The organism is Georgenia sp. EYE_87, from assembly GCF_023148685.1.
Taxonomy (GTDB): domain Bacteria; phylum Actinomycetota; class Actinomycetes; order Actinomycetales; family Actinomycetaceae; genus Georgenia.
Genome location: NZ_JAHXNL010000011.1, coordinates 41,430 through 56,311 on the forward strand (window position 1 = coordinate 41,430; position 14,882 = coordinate 56,311).

The 14,882-nt window shown below is 73.5% G+C and carries 13 protein-coding genes and 3 tRNA genes; 5 read left to right on the plus strand and 11 right to left on the minus strand.

Features of this window, described 5'->3' with window-relative positions:
• Positions 1-22 precede the first annotated feature (22 nt).
• From prpB to KZX45_RS15120, 6 genes are all read right to left on the minus strand, one after another.
• A complete protein-coding gene (gene prpB / locus KZX45_RS15095; RefSeq protein ID WP_248258576.1) occupies positions 23-925 on the minus strand; it encodes a methylisocitrate lyase in 903 nt (300 codons plus the stop codon).
• Positions 925-2,451: an MmgE/PrpD family protein gene (locus KZX45_RS15100; RefSeq protein ID WP_248258577.1), complete on the minus strand. Its 1,527-nt coding sequence runs from the start codon at positions 2,449-2,451 to the stop codon at positions 925-927. Before KZX45_RS15100 ends, prpB begins: the two co-directional genes overlap by 1 nt.
• Positions 2,448-3,140, minus strand: coding sequence for a GntR family transcriptional regulator (locus tag KZX45_RS15105; RefSeq protein ID WP_248258578.1), 693 nt, complete (start codon positions 3,138-3,140; stop codon positions 2,448-2,450). Before KZX45_RS15105 ends, KZX45_RS15100 begins: the two co-directional genes overlap by 4 nt.
• Positions 3,141-3,239: 99 nt before the next feature.
• Positions 3,240-4,112 carry a hypothetical protein gene (locus KZX45_RS15110; protein ID WP_248258579.1) on the minus strand — a complete coding sequence of 291 codons (873 nt, stop codon included), beginning with the start codon at positions 4,110-4,112 and terminating at the stop codon, positions 3,240-3,242.
• 89 nt (positions 4,113-4,201) lie between these two features.
• Positions 4,202-5,182, minus strand: coding sequence for a magnesium transporter (locus tag KZX45_RS20385; RefSeq protein WP_248258580.1), 981 nt, complete (start codon positions 5,180-5,182; stop codon positions 4,202-4,204).
• Positions 5,183-5,214: 32 nt separating this feature from the next.
• Positions 5,215-5,733, minus strand: a complete 519-nt coding sequence (locus KZX45_RS15120) for a flavodoxin domain-containing protein (RefSeq protein ID WP_248258581.1) — start codon at positions 5,731-5,733, stop codon at positions 5,215-5,217.
• A 236-nt stretch (positions 5,734-5,969) separates the two neighbouring features.
• Between KZX45_RS15120 and KZX45_RS15125 the strand changes: the two genes are divergently transcribed.
• Positions 5,970-6,665 (plus strand): hypothetical protein, encoded by a 696-nt coding sequence (locus tag KZX45_RS15125; RefSeq protein WP_248258582.1) that lies wholly within the window; start codon positions 5,970-5,972, stop codon positions 6,663-6,665.
• A gap of 12 nt (positions 6,666-6,677) precedes the next feature.
• Here the strand turns inward: KZX45_RS15125 and KZX45_RS15130 are convergent, their stop codons facing one another.
• A complete protein-coding gene (locus KZX45_RS15130) occupies positions 6,678-8,222 on the minus strand; it encodes an FGGY family carbohydrate kinase (RefSeq protein WP_248258583.1) in 1,545 nt (514 codons plus the stop codon).
• Between the two features lie 243 nt (positions 8,223-8,465).
• Here KZX45_RS15130 and KZX45_RS15135 point away from each other — a divergent pair, with 243 nt between their 5' ends.
• From KZX45_RS15135 to KZX45_RS15145, 3 genes are all read left to right on the plus strand, one after another.
• Positions 8,466-8,933 carry a MarR family transcriptional regulator gene (locus tag KZX45_RS15135; protein ID WP_248258584.1) on the plus strand — a complete coding sequence of 156 codons (468 nt, stop codon included), beginning with the start codon at positions 8,466-8,468 and terminating at the stop codon, positions 8,931-8,933.
• Positions 8,934-8,993: 60 nt separating this feature from the next.
• The gene (locus KZX45_RS15140) at positions 8,994-9,962 is read left to right on the plus strand and encodes an ABC transporter substrate-binding protein (protein ID WP_248258585.1); all 969 of its coding nucleotides are present in this window, start codon (positions 8,994-8,996) and stop codon (positions 9,960-9,962) included.
• A 367-nt stretch (positions 9,963-10,329) separates the two neighbouring features.
• On the plus strand, positions 10,330-12,471 hold the full coding sequence (locus KZX45_RS15145; RefSeq protein WP_374112597.1) for a DEAD/DEAH box helicase: 2,142 nt from the start codon (positions 10,330-10,332) through the stop codon (positions 12,469-12,471).
• A gap of 394 nt (positions 12,472-12,865) precedes the next feature.
• Here the strand turns inward: KZX45_RS15145 and KZX45_RS15150 are convergent.
• Positions 12,866-12,938: transfer RNA gene (locus KZX45_RS15150), tRNA-Arg, on the minus strand.
• 302 nt (positions 12,939-13,240) lie between these two features.
• On the opposite strand from KZX45_RS15150, the gene KZX45_RS15155 reads away from it, so the two are divergent.
• Positions 13,241-13,624, plus strand: coding sequence for a VOC family protein (locus KZX45_RS15155; RefSeq protein ID WP_248258586.1), 384 nt, complete (start codon positions 13,241-13,243; stop codon positions 13,622-13,624).
• A 144-nt stretch (positions 13,625-13,768) separates the two neighbouring features.
• On the opposite strand, the gene KZX45_RS15160 is transcribed toward KZX45_RS15155, so the two are convergent.
• The 3 genes from KZX45_RS15160 to KZX45_RS15170 form a co-directional block, all read right to left on the minus strand.
• A tRNA-Ser gene (locus KZX45_RS15160) sits at positions 13,769-13,857 on the minus strand.
• 62 nt (positions 13,858-13,919) lie between these two features.
• Positions 13,920-14,342, minus strand: a complete 423-nt coding sequence (locus tag KZX45_RS15165; RefSeq protein WP_308221751.1) for a DUF4240 domain-containing protein — start codon at positions 14,340-14,342, stop codon at positions 13,920-13,922.
• 258 nt (positions 14,343-14,600) lie between these two features.
• Positions 14,601-14,691 (minus strand) — tRNA-Ser (locus KZX45_RS15170).
• Positions 14,692-14,882 lie beyond the last annotated feature (191 nt).

The following is a 14,882-nucleotide window of genomic DNA, read 5'->3' on the forward strand; positions in this document are numbered from 1 at the left end:
CGGGCAGTGGCGGCAGAACTGGTCAGTCGGTGCGGACGGTGAAGTTGAAGATGCCGGTGTCGAAGTGGTTGTACGCCTCGTAGTCGAGGAGCTCGTAGAGCCGGGCGCGGTGCTGCATGTTGCCCAGCTCGGAGGTCAGGGACCCCTCGCGCCGGATGGTCTCCAGGCCGCGCTCGGCGGCGCCCATCGCCAGGCGCAGGAGCGAGACCGGGAAGATCACGATCGCGACGCCGGCGTCGGCCAGCTGCTCGGTGGTGAACAGCTCGGACTTGCCGAACTCGGTCATGTTCGCCAGGACGGGCACGTCGACGGCGGAGGCGATGGCCTCGAACTCGGCGAGGTCGCGCATCGCCTCCGGGAAGATCGCGTCCGCCCCGGCGTCCACGAGCGCCCGGGCCCGGTCGGCGGCGGCGTCGAAGCCGTCGACCCCGCGGACGTCCGTGCGGGCCATGATCAGCAGGTTCGGGTCGCGGCGGGCGTCGGCGGCGGCCCGGATCCGCTTGACGGCGGTGCCGGTGTCGACCACCTGCTTGCCGTCCAGGTGGCCGCACCGCTTGGGGTTGACCTGGTCCTCGATGTGCAGGCCGGCCACCCCGGCGTCCTCGAGCGCCTGGACGGTGCGGGCGACGTTCATCGGCTCGCCGAAGCCGGTGTCCGCGTCCACCAGGGCCGGCAGGTCGGTCATCCGGGCGATCTGCTGGGACCGGCCCGCCACCTCGGTCAGGGTCGTCAGCCCGATGTCGGGCAGGCCCAGGTCGGCGGAGAGCACCGCGCCGGAGATGTAGACCCCGTCGAACCCCTTGTCCTGGATCAGCCTCGCCGAGAGGGGGTTGAAGGCGCCGGGGAAGAGCAGCGTGTCGCCGGAGGCGAGCCGCTCGCGGAGACGGGCCCGCTTGTCGGCGGCGGTGGTGGCGGAGTACAGCATCAGAAGATCCCCCCGGGAACGGTCACGGTGTCGAGGTAGCCCTCCGGGGCCACCACGGTCAGCTCGGCGAGCTCGGCGGCGCCGAGCTCGGGCAGGCGCTGGGCGACGTCGAGGAACCGCTCGACCTCCGCAGGCTCCAGGACGCCGTCGGCGAGGGTGCGGAACTTGGCCACGTACTGCTCGCGGCCGAAGGGACGGGCGCCCAGCGGGTGGGCGTCGGCCACGGCGATCTCCTCCACGATCCGTCCGCCGTCGGCCAGGGTGATCTCCAGCCGGCCGCCGAAGGCCTTCTCGTCCGGGTCCGTCGCGTGGTAGCGCCGGGTCCACTCCGGGTCCTCCGCCGTCGTGATCTTGCGCCACAGGGCCACGGTGTCCGGGCGGGCGGCCCGCTCGGGGGCGTAGGAGCGGACGTGGTGCCAGGCCCCGTCCTGCAGGGCGACGGCCAGGATGTACGGGATCGAGTGGTCCAGGGTCTCCCGGGAGGCGGTCGGGTCGTACTTCTGCGGGTCGTTCGCGCCCGAGCCGATCACGAAGTGGGTGTGGTGCGAGGTGTGCAGCACGATCGACTCGACGTTCTCGGCGTCGCGCAGGAAGGGGTAGTGGGTGCCGATCCGGCGGGCCAGGTCGATGAGCGCCTGGGCCTGGTACTCCGCGGAGTGCTCCTTGGTGTAGGTGTCCAGGATCGCGGTGCGCGGTTCGCCGGGCCCCGGCAGGACCACGTCGTAGGCGGCGTCGGGGCCGTCGAGCAGCCAGGCGACGACGCCGTCCTCGCCCTCGTAGATCGGCGTCGGGGACGTCTGGCCCCGCATGGCCCGGTCCACGGCCTCGATCGCCACCTTCCCGGCGAACGCCGGGGCGTAGGCCTTCCAGGTGGAGATCTGCCCCTTGCGGGACTGCCGGGTGGCGGTGGTGGTGTGCAGGGCCTGCCCGATCGCGTGGAACACCACCTCGGTGTCGAGCCCGAGCAGCGTGCCGATACCCGCGGCGGCCGAGGGGCCCAGATGGGCCACGTGGTCGATCTTGTGCTGGTGCAGGCTGATCGCCCGGACGAGATCCACCTGGATCTCGTAGCCGGTGACGATGCCGCGCACCAGCTCGCGCCCGGTCAGGCCGCGCCGCTCGGCCAGGTGCTGGGCGACGGCGAGGATCGGCGGGATGTTGTCGCCGGGGTGGGAGTACTCCGCGGCGAGGAAGGTGTCGTGGTAGTCCAGCTCGCGCACGGCCACGCCGTTGGCCCACGCCGCCCACTCGGGGCTGACCCGGGTGTCGAGCGGGGCGCCGAAGACGGTCGAGCCGGGGCTGTAGGGGTGGGCCAGCGCCTGGGCGCGGGCCGCCGCCGGGGGCGTGCGCACCAGCGAAGCGGTGGCCACCGCCGCGTTGTCGATGACCCGGTTGACCACCATCTCGGTCACGGCGTCGGTGACCTCGACCGGGTCGGTGGCGAGCTCGGCCAGCTTCCAGGCGAGCTGCTCCTCGCGGGGGAGGTTGTCGGCGCTGGGGTGGACGCGAAGGTGGTGGGTGTTCACCGGGCTGCTCCAAGGGTGAGGGTGGGAAGGGACGGGTCCGTCGCCCGGCCGCCGTCGGCCAGGCTCGTGAGGATCGTGGTCAGGCTCGCGCGCAGGTGGACGGCGGTGGCCTGGGCGGCGAGGGTCTCGTTGCCGTCGGCGATCGCCTCGACGATGAGCAGGTGCTCGTGGGCGGCGCGCACGAGACGGTCGGGGTTGTCGCGGGAGAGCCGGCGCGCGCGGGCCACGTGGGTGCGCAGCGAGGCGAGCGCGCGCAGCAGGTACGGGCTGGCGGCGGCCTCGTCGATCGCGGCGTCGAGCTCGGTGACGAGCGCGTAGTAGGCGCGCCGGTCCGGGTCCTCGGTGCTCAGCAGCGCGGGCGCCTCGGCGAAGCGGTCGCGCAGCGCGGCGAACGGGGCGGCGCTGCGCCGGCGGGCGGCCAGCCGGGCGGCCTGCGTCTCGAGGGCCTCGCGCAGCTCGAAGAGGTGCTCGACGTCGGCCGCGCGCAGGTCCGAGACGACGAGGGTGCGCCCCTTCCCGACCACGGCGAGCCCGTCGGCGGCCAGCCGGCCGAGGGCCTCGCGCAGGGGGGTGCGGGAGACGCCGAGCCGGTCGGCCTGCTCGACCTCGGACAGGACCGCGCCCGGCAGGAGGCGCCACGAGACGATGTCCTCCCGGAGGGACTCGTAGACCCGCTCGCTCGCGCGCACGCCCTCACCGTAGCCCGGGCCGACTGAGTTTGTATACAAAAGCAGGGAGACCGGCCGCCCCGGGCCGGGGGGCAGAGGGATTGTGCACACAAACCCGGCTCAGAGGTTGGGCCTCGCGGGGCCTCCGGGCGGGGCGGCGGGTGCGCCGTACGGGACCGGACCGTGCGGGGCGGCGCCCGGTGGCCCGCCGCGCGCTCCGCGCGCGGCGGAGACGATCAGCGCCACGGCCCCGGCCAGGGCCAGGAGCCCGATCACCAGCGCCGCGACCGTCGCCCAGGGCAGCCACGGGAGCGTGGCGCCGACGTCGACGCGGGCGTCGATGCCCGGCTCGGCGTCGGGAGACATGACCACGAGCGCCCACCGCCCGGTGGTCAGTTCGTCGACCTCGAGGGTCTGGACGCCGGGCCCGGCGGCCTCCTCGCGCCAGAAGTCCTCGCCCTCCGGGGGGCCGGCCGGCTCACCGCCGTCGTGCTCGACGCTCCACCGGGGCGAGTCCCCGACCTCATGGTGGTGCACGCCGTCGAGGTAGCGGTGCGCCTCGAACGCCGGGGCGATGCCGACGAAGATCTCGCCGCCGTCGAGCGACTCGGCACGCACGCGGACGTCGCCGACGATGCGCTGCGGCCAGTCGACCGGCATGCCGACCGTGTTCACCTCGGCGTCGCCGAGCAGGACGGCGTACCCCTCGCTCGTGACGTGCTCGCCGGGGCTGGTGACGTAGCCGTCGTCGCGCGCGACGACGTGGAAGAACCCCAGCGCGAGGCCGGTGCCGAACGCCCCCAGCCCGAAGAGGGCCAGCAGGATGCCGACAAGGACGGCGGCGATGCGCGCGCCGCTCCAGGCGGACGGGCGGGCCGGCCGGCCCTGGTAGGCCTCGGGCCCGTAGCGGGCGGCCGGCGGCGGACCGGCGCTGCCGGGCCACGGGGTCCCAGGGTGCTGGGGCGGTGGAGGGTTGGGGCCTGCCGTCGTCATGACGCCACCTCTCGATCGGCCTGCGACCACCGTCCACCCGGGGGCCGCACTTCCGCCAGGGACCTTTGGGCAGCCGCGAGGCTCTGCCCTCACAGGACGACGGCGGTCGCCACCAGCAGGTAGATGGCGACGGTCAGGACGTCCTGGATCACCGTGGCCAGCGGCCCGGACCCGAACGCGGGGTCCCTGCCGAACCGGTGGAACAGCCACGGCAGCGCGAGCGCGATGAGCGAGGCGATCGACGAGGCGGCCAGCAGGGCGAGCGCGACGGCCACCGCGACGTCGGCCCGCCCCCACAACCCCCACACCAGCGGCAGCGCCAGCCCGCCCAGGAGCGCGCCGAGAAGCACCCCGGTGATGACCTCGCGCACGGCGATGCGCCGCACCCCGATGCCGAGCGACAGGCCCCGGATCACCAGCGCCTCGGTCTGGGTACCGACCGCGTCGGCCATGTAGACCACGCCCGGGACGAAGTACGCGATCAGCACCTCCTGGGCGAGCTGCTCCTCGAAGCTCCCGACGATGACCGCGGCCAGCAGCGCCCCCGCCAGCCCGAGCAGCAGCCAGGGCAGGCGGTGGGAGAGCCGCCGGAGCACCGGCTCGATCGTGGAGCTGCGCGCCGTGGCCGCCGACCCGAGGAACCCGCCGAGCCGGGCCATGTCCTCGTCGTGCTCCTCGAGGAGGACCCCGAGGAGCGTCGGTGCCGCCACCAGCCCGGCGAAGCGGCCGGCGTCGTCCACGACGGCGAGGGTCGGCTCCGCGTGCTGGACGGCGAGCCAGGCCGCCCGCTCCTGGGCGGTCGACGGCGCGACGACGGGCGGCGCGTCGTCCATGATCGCGCCGACCGGCGTGGTGGGCGGCGCGGCGAGCAGCCGCTCCAGGGTGACGAGGCCGCGGAGCCGGTCGCCGTCGAGGACGGCGAGGACGGCGGCGCTGTCGAAGGCGCGCCCGCGCATCCCGTCCAGCACCTGTCCGGCGGCGTCCGAGGCGACGGCGACCGGGACGTTGCGCGTGGCGTGCTGGGCGGCGGTCCTCAGCCCCGCCGTCAGCGCGATGTCGGGGTCCGCCACCTGGAGACCTCCCCGTTCCCGGCGGGCGCCGTTCACCGGACCGCCGCGGTGACCTTCCCCGTCAGGGCGGCACCCCAGGCGCGGGCGCGGTCCTCCTCGCCCGCACGGAGGGGCCCCTCCGCCTCCTCGACGACGAACCCCTCGGGGTCGGCGACCAGCTCGAAGCCGTGCCGGCGCAGGGCCCGTGCCACCCCGTGGGCGGCGCCGCCCGCCAGGGCGGAGGGCAGGCGCGTGTCGAACGCGGCCGCCCGCTGGCCCCCGCCCGCCGCGGGCAGGTCCTCGAGCCACTCGCGCACGCCGTCGTCGATCTCGCCGCCCGTGCCGATCTCCTGGGGGTGCGCCTTGCCGCGCGACCAGGGCCGGCTCATGCCCAGCATGTGGGTCGGCCCGCCGACCACCAGGAGGTCGGCGCCGTCGACCTGCTGCGCCGTCGCGTCCTCGACCCCGACGACGGTCACGTCCGCGCCGGCCTCGCGTGCGCCGTCGGCGATCGCCGAGGCGATCTCGCGGGTCTGGCCGTAGTGCGTCTCGTACACCACAACGACATCCATGACGTCTCCATCTCCGAACGGGACGTCGTCGTCCCGGCCTCCATGGTGCCCACGCCGCCCCGCCCGCTACCAGGGGCCAAAGGCCCGGTGCGTGGGTCTTCCGTCCCTGGACCTCTCCCCCGGCCCGGCGGGGCGGGACGTTGTGCCCTTCCGAACGTGCCCGGGGCGCCCGACGATGAGAGCACCCTCGCGTACCGGGCCCGAGCTCCGGGCCCTGAGGAGAGGAAGTGGTGGCGATGGGGCTGCACGATGTCGGACCGACGTACGGGACGGACCGGCGCCGCGTGCCGTCGAGCGTGGTGTGGGGCGTCCTGCTCCTGCTGGCGGGGGTCATGCTCCTGCTGGACTACCTCGCGGTGCTGCCCGGCGAGTGGATCTTCTGGACCGTGGCTCTCACCGCCGGTGCGGGCGCGTTCCTCTACGTCTTCCTCACCCAGCACGAGAAGTGGTGGGCGGCCATCCCCGCCGGCTGGCTCCTCGGGGCCGCCGCGGTGACGGTGTGGGAGGCCCTGGTCGCGAACGACGACCGGGGCGCCGCGCTCCTGCTGGGCCTCGGCGGCCTGGGATTCTGGGCCGTCTACGCACGCCGGCGCGCGAACTGGTGGGCGGTCATCCCCGGCGGGGTGCTCGTCACGCTCGCCGTGATGATCGCGCTCGAGGCGACCGTGAGCGCCGCGACCGCCGGGGCCGTTCTCTTCCTCGGGATGGCCGTGACGTTCGCGCTGCTGGCGGTCCTGCCGGGCACCCGGATGCGGTGGCCGCTGATCCCGGCGGCCGGGTTCGCGCTGCTCGGCGTGCTGACCGCGCTCGAGGCGACCGGGGCGCTGGAGCTGGCCAACCTCGTCTGGCCGGTGGCGCTCATCGCCGCCGGTGGCTACGTGATCTGGAAGGCCGTCCGGCCGCGTCGTCCGCACGGGCCCGCCGGCGCCTGACGGCGGAGGTCGCTACGCCGGGACGTGGAGGTGCCGCACCTCGGCGTAGCGCTCCCGCACGTGCCGCGCCGGCTCACCGACGTAGGTGCGCGCGGGTGCCGCCGTCGTCCACGACGGCGGCACCCGCCTGCCGGCGAGCACCCAGGCCGCCTGGCGCGCCGCGCCGTCGGCGACGTACTCGCCCACCTCCGGCACCTGCACGGGTCGCCCGAGGACGGTCGGGGCGATGCGGCGGACCGCCTCGGACCGCGCACCTCCGCCGACGAGCCGGATCCGCTCCGCCGGCGCCCCGACGTCCTCCAGCGCCGCGAGCCCGTCGGCCAGCCCGCACAGCACCGCCTCGACGGCCGCGCGGGCGAGGTTCTCCCGCGTCGCCGAGGCGAGGGTGAGGCCGAGGAGCGAGCCCGTGGCGTCCGGCAGGTCGGGGGTGCGCTCGCCCTCGAGGTACGGCACCAGGGTCAGCCCGCCGGCCCCCGGTGCGGCGGCGAGCGCGAGGGCGGACAGCCCGTCGTGGTCGACGCCGAGGAGCCGACCGACGGCGTCGAGGACCCGGGACGCGTTGAGCGTGACCGCCACGGGCAGGAACGCGCCGGTGGCGTCGGCGAAGCCGGCGACCAGCCCGGAGTCGTCGGCCACCGGGTGCGGGGAGACGGCGGAGACGACGCCGGAGGTCCCGATGGAGATCGCGACGTCGCCCGGTCCCATACCGAGCGCCAGCGCGGCCGCCGCGTTGTCGCCGGCACCGGGCCCGAGCACGAACTCACCCAGGTCGGGGGCGCCGGTGCCGGCGGCGCGCTGCGGGCCCAGCACCCGGGGCAGGACGATCCCCGCAGCGTCGTCGCGGCGCAGCGCCAGGGCGAGCAGGTCGCGGCGATAGGTCCCGCGGGCCGTGTCGAAGTATCCGGTGCCCGAGGCCTCGGACCGGTCCGTGACGAGGCCGTCGAGGCCCGGCGCGCCCGCGAGCCGCCAGGTGAGCCAGTCGTGCGGCAGCGCGACGGCCGCCACCCGGGCGGCGTTCTCGGGCTCGTGGTCGGCGAGCCACCGCAGCTTCGTGACGGTGAACGACGCCACCGGCACCGAGCCGGTGGCCACGGCCCAGGCGGCCCGACCGGCCGCGTGGTCCACCGTGCGGTCCGGGGCGCGCCCGGTGCCGGCGGCCCGGCCCGGAGCCGGACCGGGCCGCCCGCCCCGGTCCACCGCGGTGGGTCCGGGTCGGTGGGCGTCGCGCGGCTCGAGCTCCGCGATCAGGTCCTCGGCCGCGCGGGCGCTGCGGGTGTCGTTCCAGAGCAGGGCGGGGCGGATCACCTCGCCGTCGGCGTCGAGGACGACCATGCCGTGCTGCTGGCCGGCGACCGAGACCGCGGCGACGTCGTCCAGCCCGCCCGCCGCGGCGACGGCGGCCTGGAGGGCGTCCCACCAGGCCTCGGGGTCGACCTCGGTCCCCTCCGGGTGGGGGGCCTGGCCGAAGCGGCGCAGCGCCCCGGTCCCGGCGTCGCGCACGACGACCTTGCACGACTGCGTCGAGGAGTCGACCCCCGCGACGAGGGCGCCGCTCACCGGTCAGGGCTCCCGCCGGCACTCCTGCCCCGGCAGGACCCGCCGTCGTCGGGGAAGAGCCTGCGCACCATGAGGGCCTCCGCTCCCGGTCCACACCGTCCTGCTCGCTCGTCCGACCTTAAGGCGCGGCCCCGGCGTCCGGCCATGGCCGGCCACGCACCCGGCGGCCGACGCGACCAGCCGGAATTCCGTGGAGATCATCGATCATTGACAATCACAACGGTTGTTCCTAGTGTCTGCGAGGTGAGCGATCCTCAGGAGCCGGTCGGCGAGCAGCCGAGGGACAACATCGGCCTGCTGCTCTCGCTCGCGAGCGCGCGCGGCGTCCTGGCCGCCAACACGGGGCTGCGGCCGATGGACCTGAACCACCGGACGTACTCCGTGCTGGACGTCCTCGAGCTGCGCGGGGGGATCAGCCAGCGTGAGCTCGCGGACGAGCTGCGGCTCGACCCCAGCCAGATCGTCGCCCTCGTCGACTCCCTCGAGCGGCGCGGTCTGGTGGAGCGACGGCCCAACCCCCAGGACCGGCGCCAGCGTACGGTCGTGGTGACGGCCGCCGGCCGCACGCTCTACCGGCGGGCACGCCAGCAGGTGGACGGCTCGCTCGACGAGGTCCTCGAAGGCCTTCACGCCGCGGAGCGCGACACGCTTCGCGAGCTTCTCCAACGGATCGTCCGGCCGCCGGCCGGCGCGACGACCCCCGCCGGCTGAGCCCGGCTCCCCCGATCCCGCACGCGGGACATCACGAAGGGACCAGCAATGCGCACAAGGATGTGTGTCACCCTCACGGCAGCGGCGCTCCTCGCCCTGTCCGCCTGCTCGGGCACGTCCGACGACGGCGGCGCCCCGGCCACGGGCGGCGCCACCGGTGGCGGCGGCGAGCTGACGCCGATCACGATGGGCGTGCTCCCCATCGTGCCCAGCGCTGCGCTGCAGCTCGGTATCGACGAGGGCATCTTCGAGGAGCACGGTTTCGACGTGACCCTCGAGACCGGCCAGGGCGGCGCGGCCCTCCTGCCCGCCGTCGTCTCCGGGCAGATGCAGTTCGCGATCAGCAACCCGCTGAGCATCATGCTCGCCCAGGGCGAGGGCCTCGACGTCCGGCTGATCACCGGCTACTCGCACTCCCTCAAGGAGGGCGACGACATCACCTCGGTGTGGGCGCCGGCGGACTCGGGCATCTCCTCGCCGAAGGACCTGGAGGGCAAGACCGTCGCGGTCAACACCCTGCGCACCATGGGCGAGGTGTCGATCAAGGAGATCGTCAGCGAGGACGGCGGGGACCCGAACGCCGTGGAGTTCGTCGAGCTCGGCTTCCCGGACATGCCAGCGGCGCTGTCGGCCGGGAACATCGACGCCGCCTGGGTGCCCGAGCCGTTCCAGACGATCCTGAAGGACGGCGGCAACCAGCTCGTCTCCTACAACTACCAGGAGACCATGCCCGGCGTCCCCACCATGTCGGTCATCACCGCCGGCACGCTGGCCGAGCAGGACCCGGAGATGGTGGAGGAGTTCGTAGCCGCCGTCGACGAGATCACTGCGTTCGCGCAGGAGAACCCCGACCGGGTCCGCGAGACCCTGACCACGTTCCTCGAGATGGACGAGGCCCTCGCGCAGAAGGTGCTCATCGAGGACTTCGGCGCGGAGATGGACGAGGAGGCCATGCAGTCGCTGGCCGACCTGTCGCTCGAGTACGGCCTGCTCAACGAGCCGGTCGACATGGAGAAGCTGATGCCCTGAGGCAGTCCGCGGCCGCCCGGGTGCAGGGGCCCCGCCGGGACCGAACCGTCGTTGTGCGGTCGGTCCCGCGGGGCCCCTTCCTCGTGGCAGGCGGTAGCATGGGGACCTCACCGCTACCAGCCGGGCCCGCTCGCGACGACGACGTGCTCCGACCACGGTGACCGGCCCTCGCACGGTGGGCCGGAGCTTCAGGGTGAGCGGACCGTTTCGAGTCCGACGCGTCGATCTCTCCGTAGATCCGTGAGGCCGGCTCACCTCCCGGACGGGCAGCTCAGGCCGCCCGTTCGAGTCCATCGTCCCGGGCCCGGGGCCGTGTGCGGATCGTCACCGCCATGGTGACCGGCCGGGAGCGCCAGAGGAGGATCCCGTGGCTCGAGGAGCCCAGCGCCAGCCCGGCGCACGCCGTTCCGCACCGCGCGACCAGCGGCGAGCCCGCACGCGCCCCCGCGACAACGACGGCATCATGCCCGTGCTGGCCCAGGTGGTGCGTGAGGTCGAGGCGGCCGTGCAGCGCGGCCGCGTGGTGCCCTCGGTGCGCACCAGGTTCCAGGTGGTCGCGCTGCTGGTGCGCGAGGAACGCGCCCGGCTGAAGGCGGACCAGAGCATCGGCGAGGCCCGGCGCGGCGAGCAGCTCAAGCGCCTCGACGGCATCGCCGTCATCCTCGCCAAGACCGCGGCCCGCGACACCACCCTGCTGGCGCTGCTGGACGACGACGCGGTCATCTCCGACGCCGCCAGATCGCTCAGGCGCGAGCTGCTGCACGAGGCCGGTGTCGAGGTGGGTCCCGAAGAGGTCGAGCCGCCCGAGCCCGCCGCGGCGTCCGCGCCCTCCCCGCGCCAGGTGGTGCCGCAGTCGGTCGTCTCGCGACAGCTGGCCAACCCCTTCCTCGCACCCGACTTCTCGTCCGTCGCGAAGCGGCAGGCTCGGCCGCGCCGTCTGGCCGGCTGGGAGCTGCTGGGGCCGCTGTTCCGGTCGTTCGAGCTGGGCGGGGAGTCGTCCTGCATGGACCTGCCCGAGCCGGCGTCGGTACGGGCACCGGGCGGCCTCGAGCTGATGCCCCACCAGGCACGGGTGGTCGCTGCCGCGGCCGAGGGCCACCGGACCTTCCTGCTCGCCGACGAACCCGGGCTGGGCAAGACTGCCCAGGCGCTCCTCGCCGCGCAGGCCGCGAACGCCTATCCCCTGCTCGTCGTGGTGCCCAACGTCGTCAAGACGAACTGGGCGCGCGAGGCCGGGCTGTGGACGCCCCACCGCCGCCCGACAGTGATCCACGGCGACGGCGAGACCGTGGACGCCTTCGCCGACATCGTCATCGTCAACTACGAGGTGCTCGACCGGCACGTGGGCTGGATCGGCGAGCTCGGGTTCCGCGGCATGGTGGTCGACGAGGCGCACTACATCAAGAACAAGAAGTCGCAGCGCTCCCAGCACGTGCTGCAGATCGCCGAGCGGATCCGGTTCCGCACGGGCGACCCGCTGCTGATGGCCCTCACCGGCACGCCCCTGATCAACGACATCGAGGACTTCCGCGCCATCTGGCAGTTCCTCGGGTGGATCGACGACAAGAGGCCGCTCGGCGAGCTCATGGAGGCGCTCGAGGAGATCGGCCTGACTCCTGCCGACCACGCCTTCTACCCGGCGGCCCGCACCAGCGTCGTCGAGCGGGGGATCGTCCGACGCCGCAAGATCGACGTGGCAGCGGACATCCCGGCCCGCCGCGTCGCCGACCTGCCGGTCGAGCTCGACGACGCCGCCGCCAGCTCGATCCGTGCGTCCGAGCAGGCGCTCGCCCGCCGCCTCGTGTCGTACTACGAGAGGGCGCTCGAGGCGCGCGGCCCGGACGTTCCCGCGGGCATCGACCTGGACCTGGCGCGGCAGGTCGCCAGACGCGAGCTCGCCGCCAAGACCACGAAGAAGTCGGAGGAGAACGTCTTCAGCATGATGCGGCGCATCGGTCAGGCCAAGGCCGGTCCCGCCGCGGACTACGCCGCACAGCTCGTGCGCAGCGTCGGCAAGGTGGTCTTCTTCGCCAAGCACGTCGACGTGATGGACGCGGCCGAGGAGGTCTTCGCCGGGCGCGGCATCCGGTTCGTGTCGATCCGTGGGGACCAGTCCTCGGCGGCGCGTCAGAAGGCCATCGACGCCTTCACCAACGATCCCGAGGTCGCCGTCGCGGTCTGCTCGCTGACCGCCGCCGGTGTCGGGCTCAACCTGCAGGTCGCCTCCAACATGGTCCTCGCGGAGCTGTCGTGGACCGACGCGGAGCAGACCCAGGCGATCGACCGCATCCACCGCATCGGTCAGGCGGAGCCCGTCACCGCGTGGCGGATCATCGCCGCGCAGACCCTCGACGCCCGGATCGCGGAGCTGATCGACAGCAAGGCGGGGCTCGCCGCCCGGGCGCTCGACGGGTCGGACGAGGAGATCTCCTCCTCGACCGACGTGCAGCTTGACGCCCTCGTGGCGCTGCTCACCGACGCGCTGACGGAGCTGCAGGTCACCGCCTAGGCACGCACCGAGTGACCTGCGAGCTCCGCGGGTCAGGGCCTCGGTGCGTCCGGGAGGCAGTTGCTCTCAGGACGACGTCGCTACCACCTGATCACAGCGCCTCGAGGAGCGGCAGATGGCCGGAACGACCGGTGATGGGCTCCTCCGGCGGGGCTGCCCCGAGCTGGTAGCGGACGACGAGACCGCGAGAACTGCCATCCCGAGGCGAGCACGCCGACGAAGATGCCGGTCGGTCTGAGCGATTCCAGCGTCCTGTCGTTCGCGGCATCGACGTCGCCGTCGTAAGCAGGTACCCGTACCCCGGTGGCAGTGGGCGCCTACCGGCCCCAGGAAAAGACGAAGCCCGAACCTTCAGCAGAAGGTCCGGGCCGATCCGTGATGCCGACTCACACTGTGCGCCCGAAGGGACTCGAACCCCCAACCTTCTGATCCGTAGTCAGATGCTCTATCCATTGAGCTACGGGCGCGTGGCCTTGTGGGCCGAAGAAGACTCTATCGCGACCGGCCCGGCGCTCCAAACGCGAAGACGGTGAGCCGCGTCACCGGTGGCCGCCCTGACAGGGGGGCACACCGCCCGCGCAGGGCGCGTCACGGTCGCCACCCGGCGCCGACCGCCAGGACCAGCTGAGGGACGCCAGGATGATCCCGGCCCAGCGCGAGGGTGAACGCCGTGCCGTTCGGCTCCGGAGCCCTTGACCGGCCACGAGACCAGATCTAGCGTCGAGTCGCCGGTCGGTCGATGGTCGCCCGACCCGCACGGGAGGCCGCCATGCTCTCCACCTACAGCCCGATCCCCACCCTCGCCGTCAAGGACGTCGCCGCCGCGCGGTCCTTCTACGAGGGCACGCTCGGCTTCGCCCCCGGGAGGGAGGAGACCGGCGGCATCGTCTACACCGCCGGGTCTGGGCAGTTCCTCGTCTACGAGTCGGCCTACGCCGGCACCAACAAGGCCACTGCCATGGCCTTCGAGGCACCCGACGGCGACTTCGACACCGAGGTCCAGAAGCTCCGCGACAAGGGTGTGCAGTTCCAGACCTTCGAGATGGAAGGCCTCGAGTGGGACGGCGACGTCGCGAAGTTCGGCGACAGCAGGGCCGTCTGGTTCAACGACCCCGACGGCAACATCCTGAGCCTGGGCACCGAGCTCATGTGAGCGCGCGCCGGCCCCGCCGGGAGCGGCGCCGCAGTCTCGACGTCGGGGGCGCTGGCACAGGTCGTGGGCGTGCGTACGGAAAAGCCCGAACCCCTCGGACCGAGGGGTTCGGGCTGTCCGCGATGCCCTGCGACATCACACGAGCGGAGACGGTGGGATTTGAACCCACGGACGGGTTACCCCGTCACATCCTTAGCAGGGATGCGCACTAGACCAGACTATGCGACGTCTCCCGGTCACCGGACAGGTTACCCAACGACCGGCTCACGGGCCAAAACTGCCGGACGGGCGGTCGCTAGGGCATGCGACGCCGCGCCAGACGGGGGTATCTCGCAGCGAGCGCGGCGACGTTGCTCTCGTCGAACGGCTCGCCGCGAGGTGCGCCGTCGGGATCCTCGATCACGAGGTCGCCGCCGACGTCCTGCTGCGCGTCACGCCCTGTGCGCCGCTCGTAGACATCCGCGGCGACGTAAGAGAGGAGCTCGGCGTCGGTGGCCTCCTCGACGTCCCTCGGCCCGAGGCGTGCCAACAGGTCCGGCTCGGCGAGCACCTGACGACACACCCGTGACCCGCGGGAGACGAGCCACGAGCGCAGGTCGGTAAAGGTGTCGTCACCGCAGCCGCCGAAGATCACGAAGGCCGCGCCCCACAGGTCCCAGGTGTAGAGCCGGTGGTTGGCCGCGACGAACTGGGTGTGGAAGCCGAGCACGCCCTCCACCGGCAGTGGTCAAGGATCGTCTCGAGCACGGCGGCCTGCCGCTCCACGCTCCCCACGGACGCCCACCGGCTCGCGCTGACGATCCGCCAGAACTGTCGCTCGTCCACCGTGCTCCTCCTCCGCCCGGCGGAAACGTTAGCCGCTCCGCTGCGTGGCGAAGCTCCACGCGTGGGACACCCCGACGACGTCGTCGAGGTGCTCACCGCACCGGCTGCCCAGCGGCCGGGCTTCCTCGATCGGCTGCCGGGTCGCGGCCGCTGGCGGAGGGCAAGGGATTCGAACCCTTGGTGCGGGGTTACCGCACAACGGTTTTCAAGACCGTCACATTCGGCCGCTCTGTCAGCCCTCCCTGCCCCGGCGTCGACCGCCCGGCCCAGCGTTGCCAGAAGACTCCGTACCGGGATGCGGTACAAGCCCTTCTGTCAGGGCGGCGGGCCGAGGTGGTCGGCCGAGGCGCGCACCAGTGTAGGTGAGCGGAACCTCCGGTCCCGCGCCGTGGCCGCACAGACGCGGCCGGGACGGCGGCGCGGCACGTCCTCC

Bases quoted from the DNA above. Each gene is read 5' to 3' on its own strand.
- prpB (WP_248258576.1), bottom strand. From the start codon at position 925: ATGCTGTACTCCGCCACCACCGCCGCCGACAAGCGGGCCCGTCTCCGC.
- KZX45_RS15110 (WP_248258579.1), bottom strand. From the start codon at position 4,112: ATGACGACGGCAGGCCCCAACCCTCCACCGCCCCAGCACCCTGGGACC.
- KZX45_RS15120 (WP_248258581.1), bottom strand. From the start codon at position 5,733: ATGGATGTCGTTGTGGTGTACGAGACGCACTACGGCCAGACCCGCGAG.
- KZX45_RS15125 (WP_248258582.1), top strand. From the start codon at position 5,970: ATGGGGCTGCACGATGTCGGACCGACGTACGGGACGGACCGGCGCCGC.
- KZX45_RS15140 (WP_248258585.1), top strand. From the start codon at position 8,994: ATGTGTGTCACCCTCACGGCAGCGGCGCTCCTCGCCCTGTCCGCCTGC.
- KZX45_RS15155 (WP_248258586.1), top strand. From the start codon at position 13,241: ATGCTCTCCACCTACAGCCCGATCCCCACCCTCGCCGTCAAGGACGTC.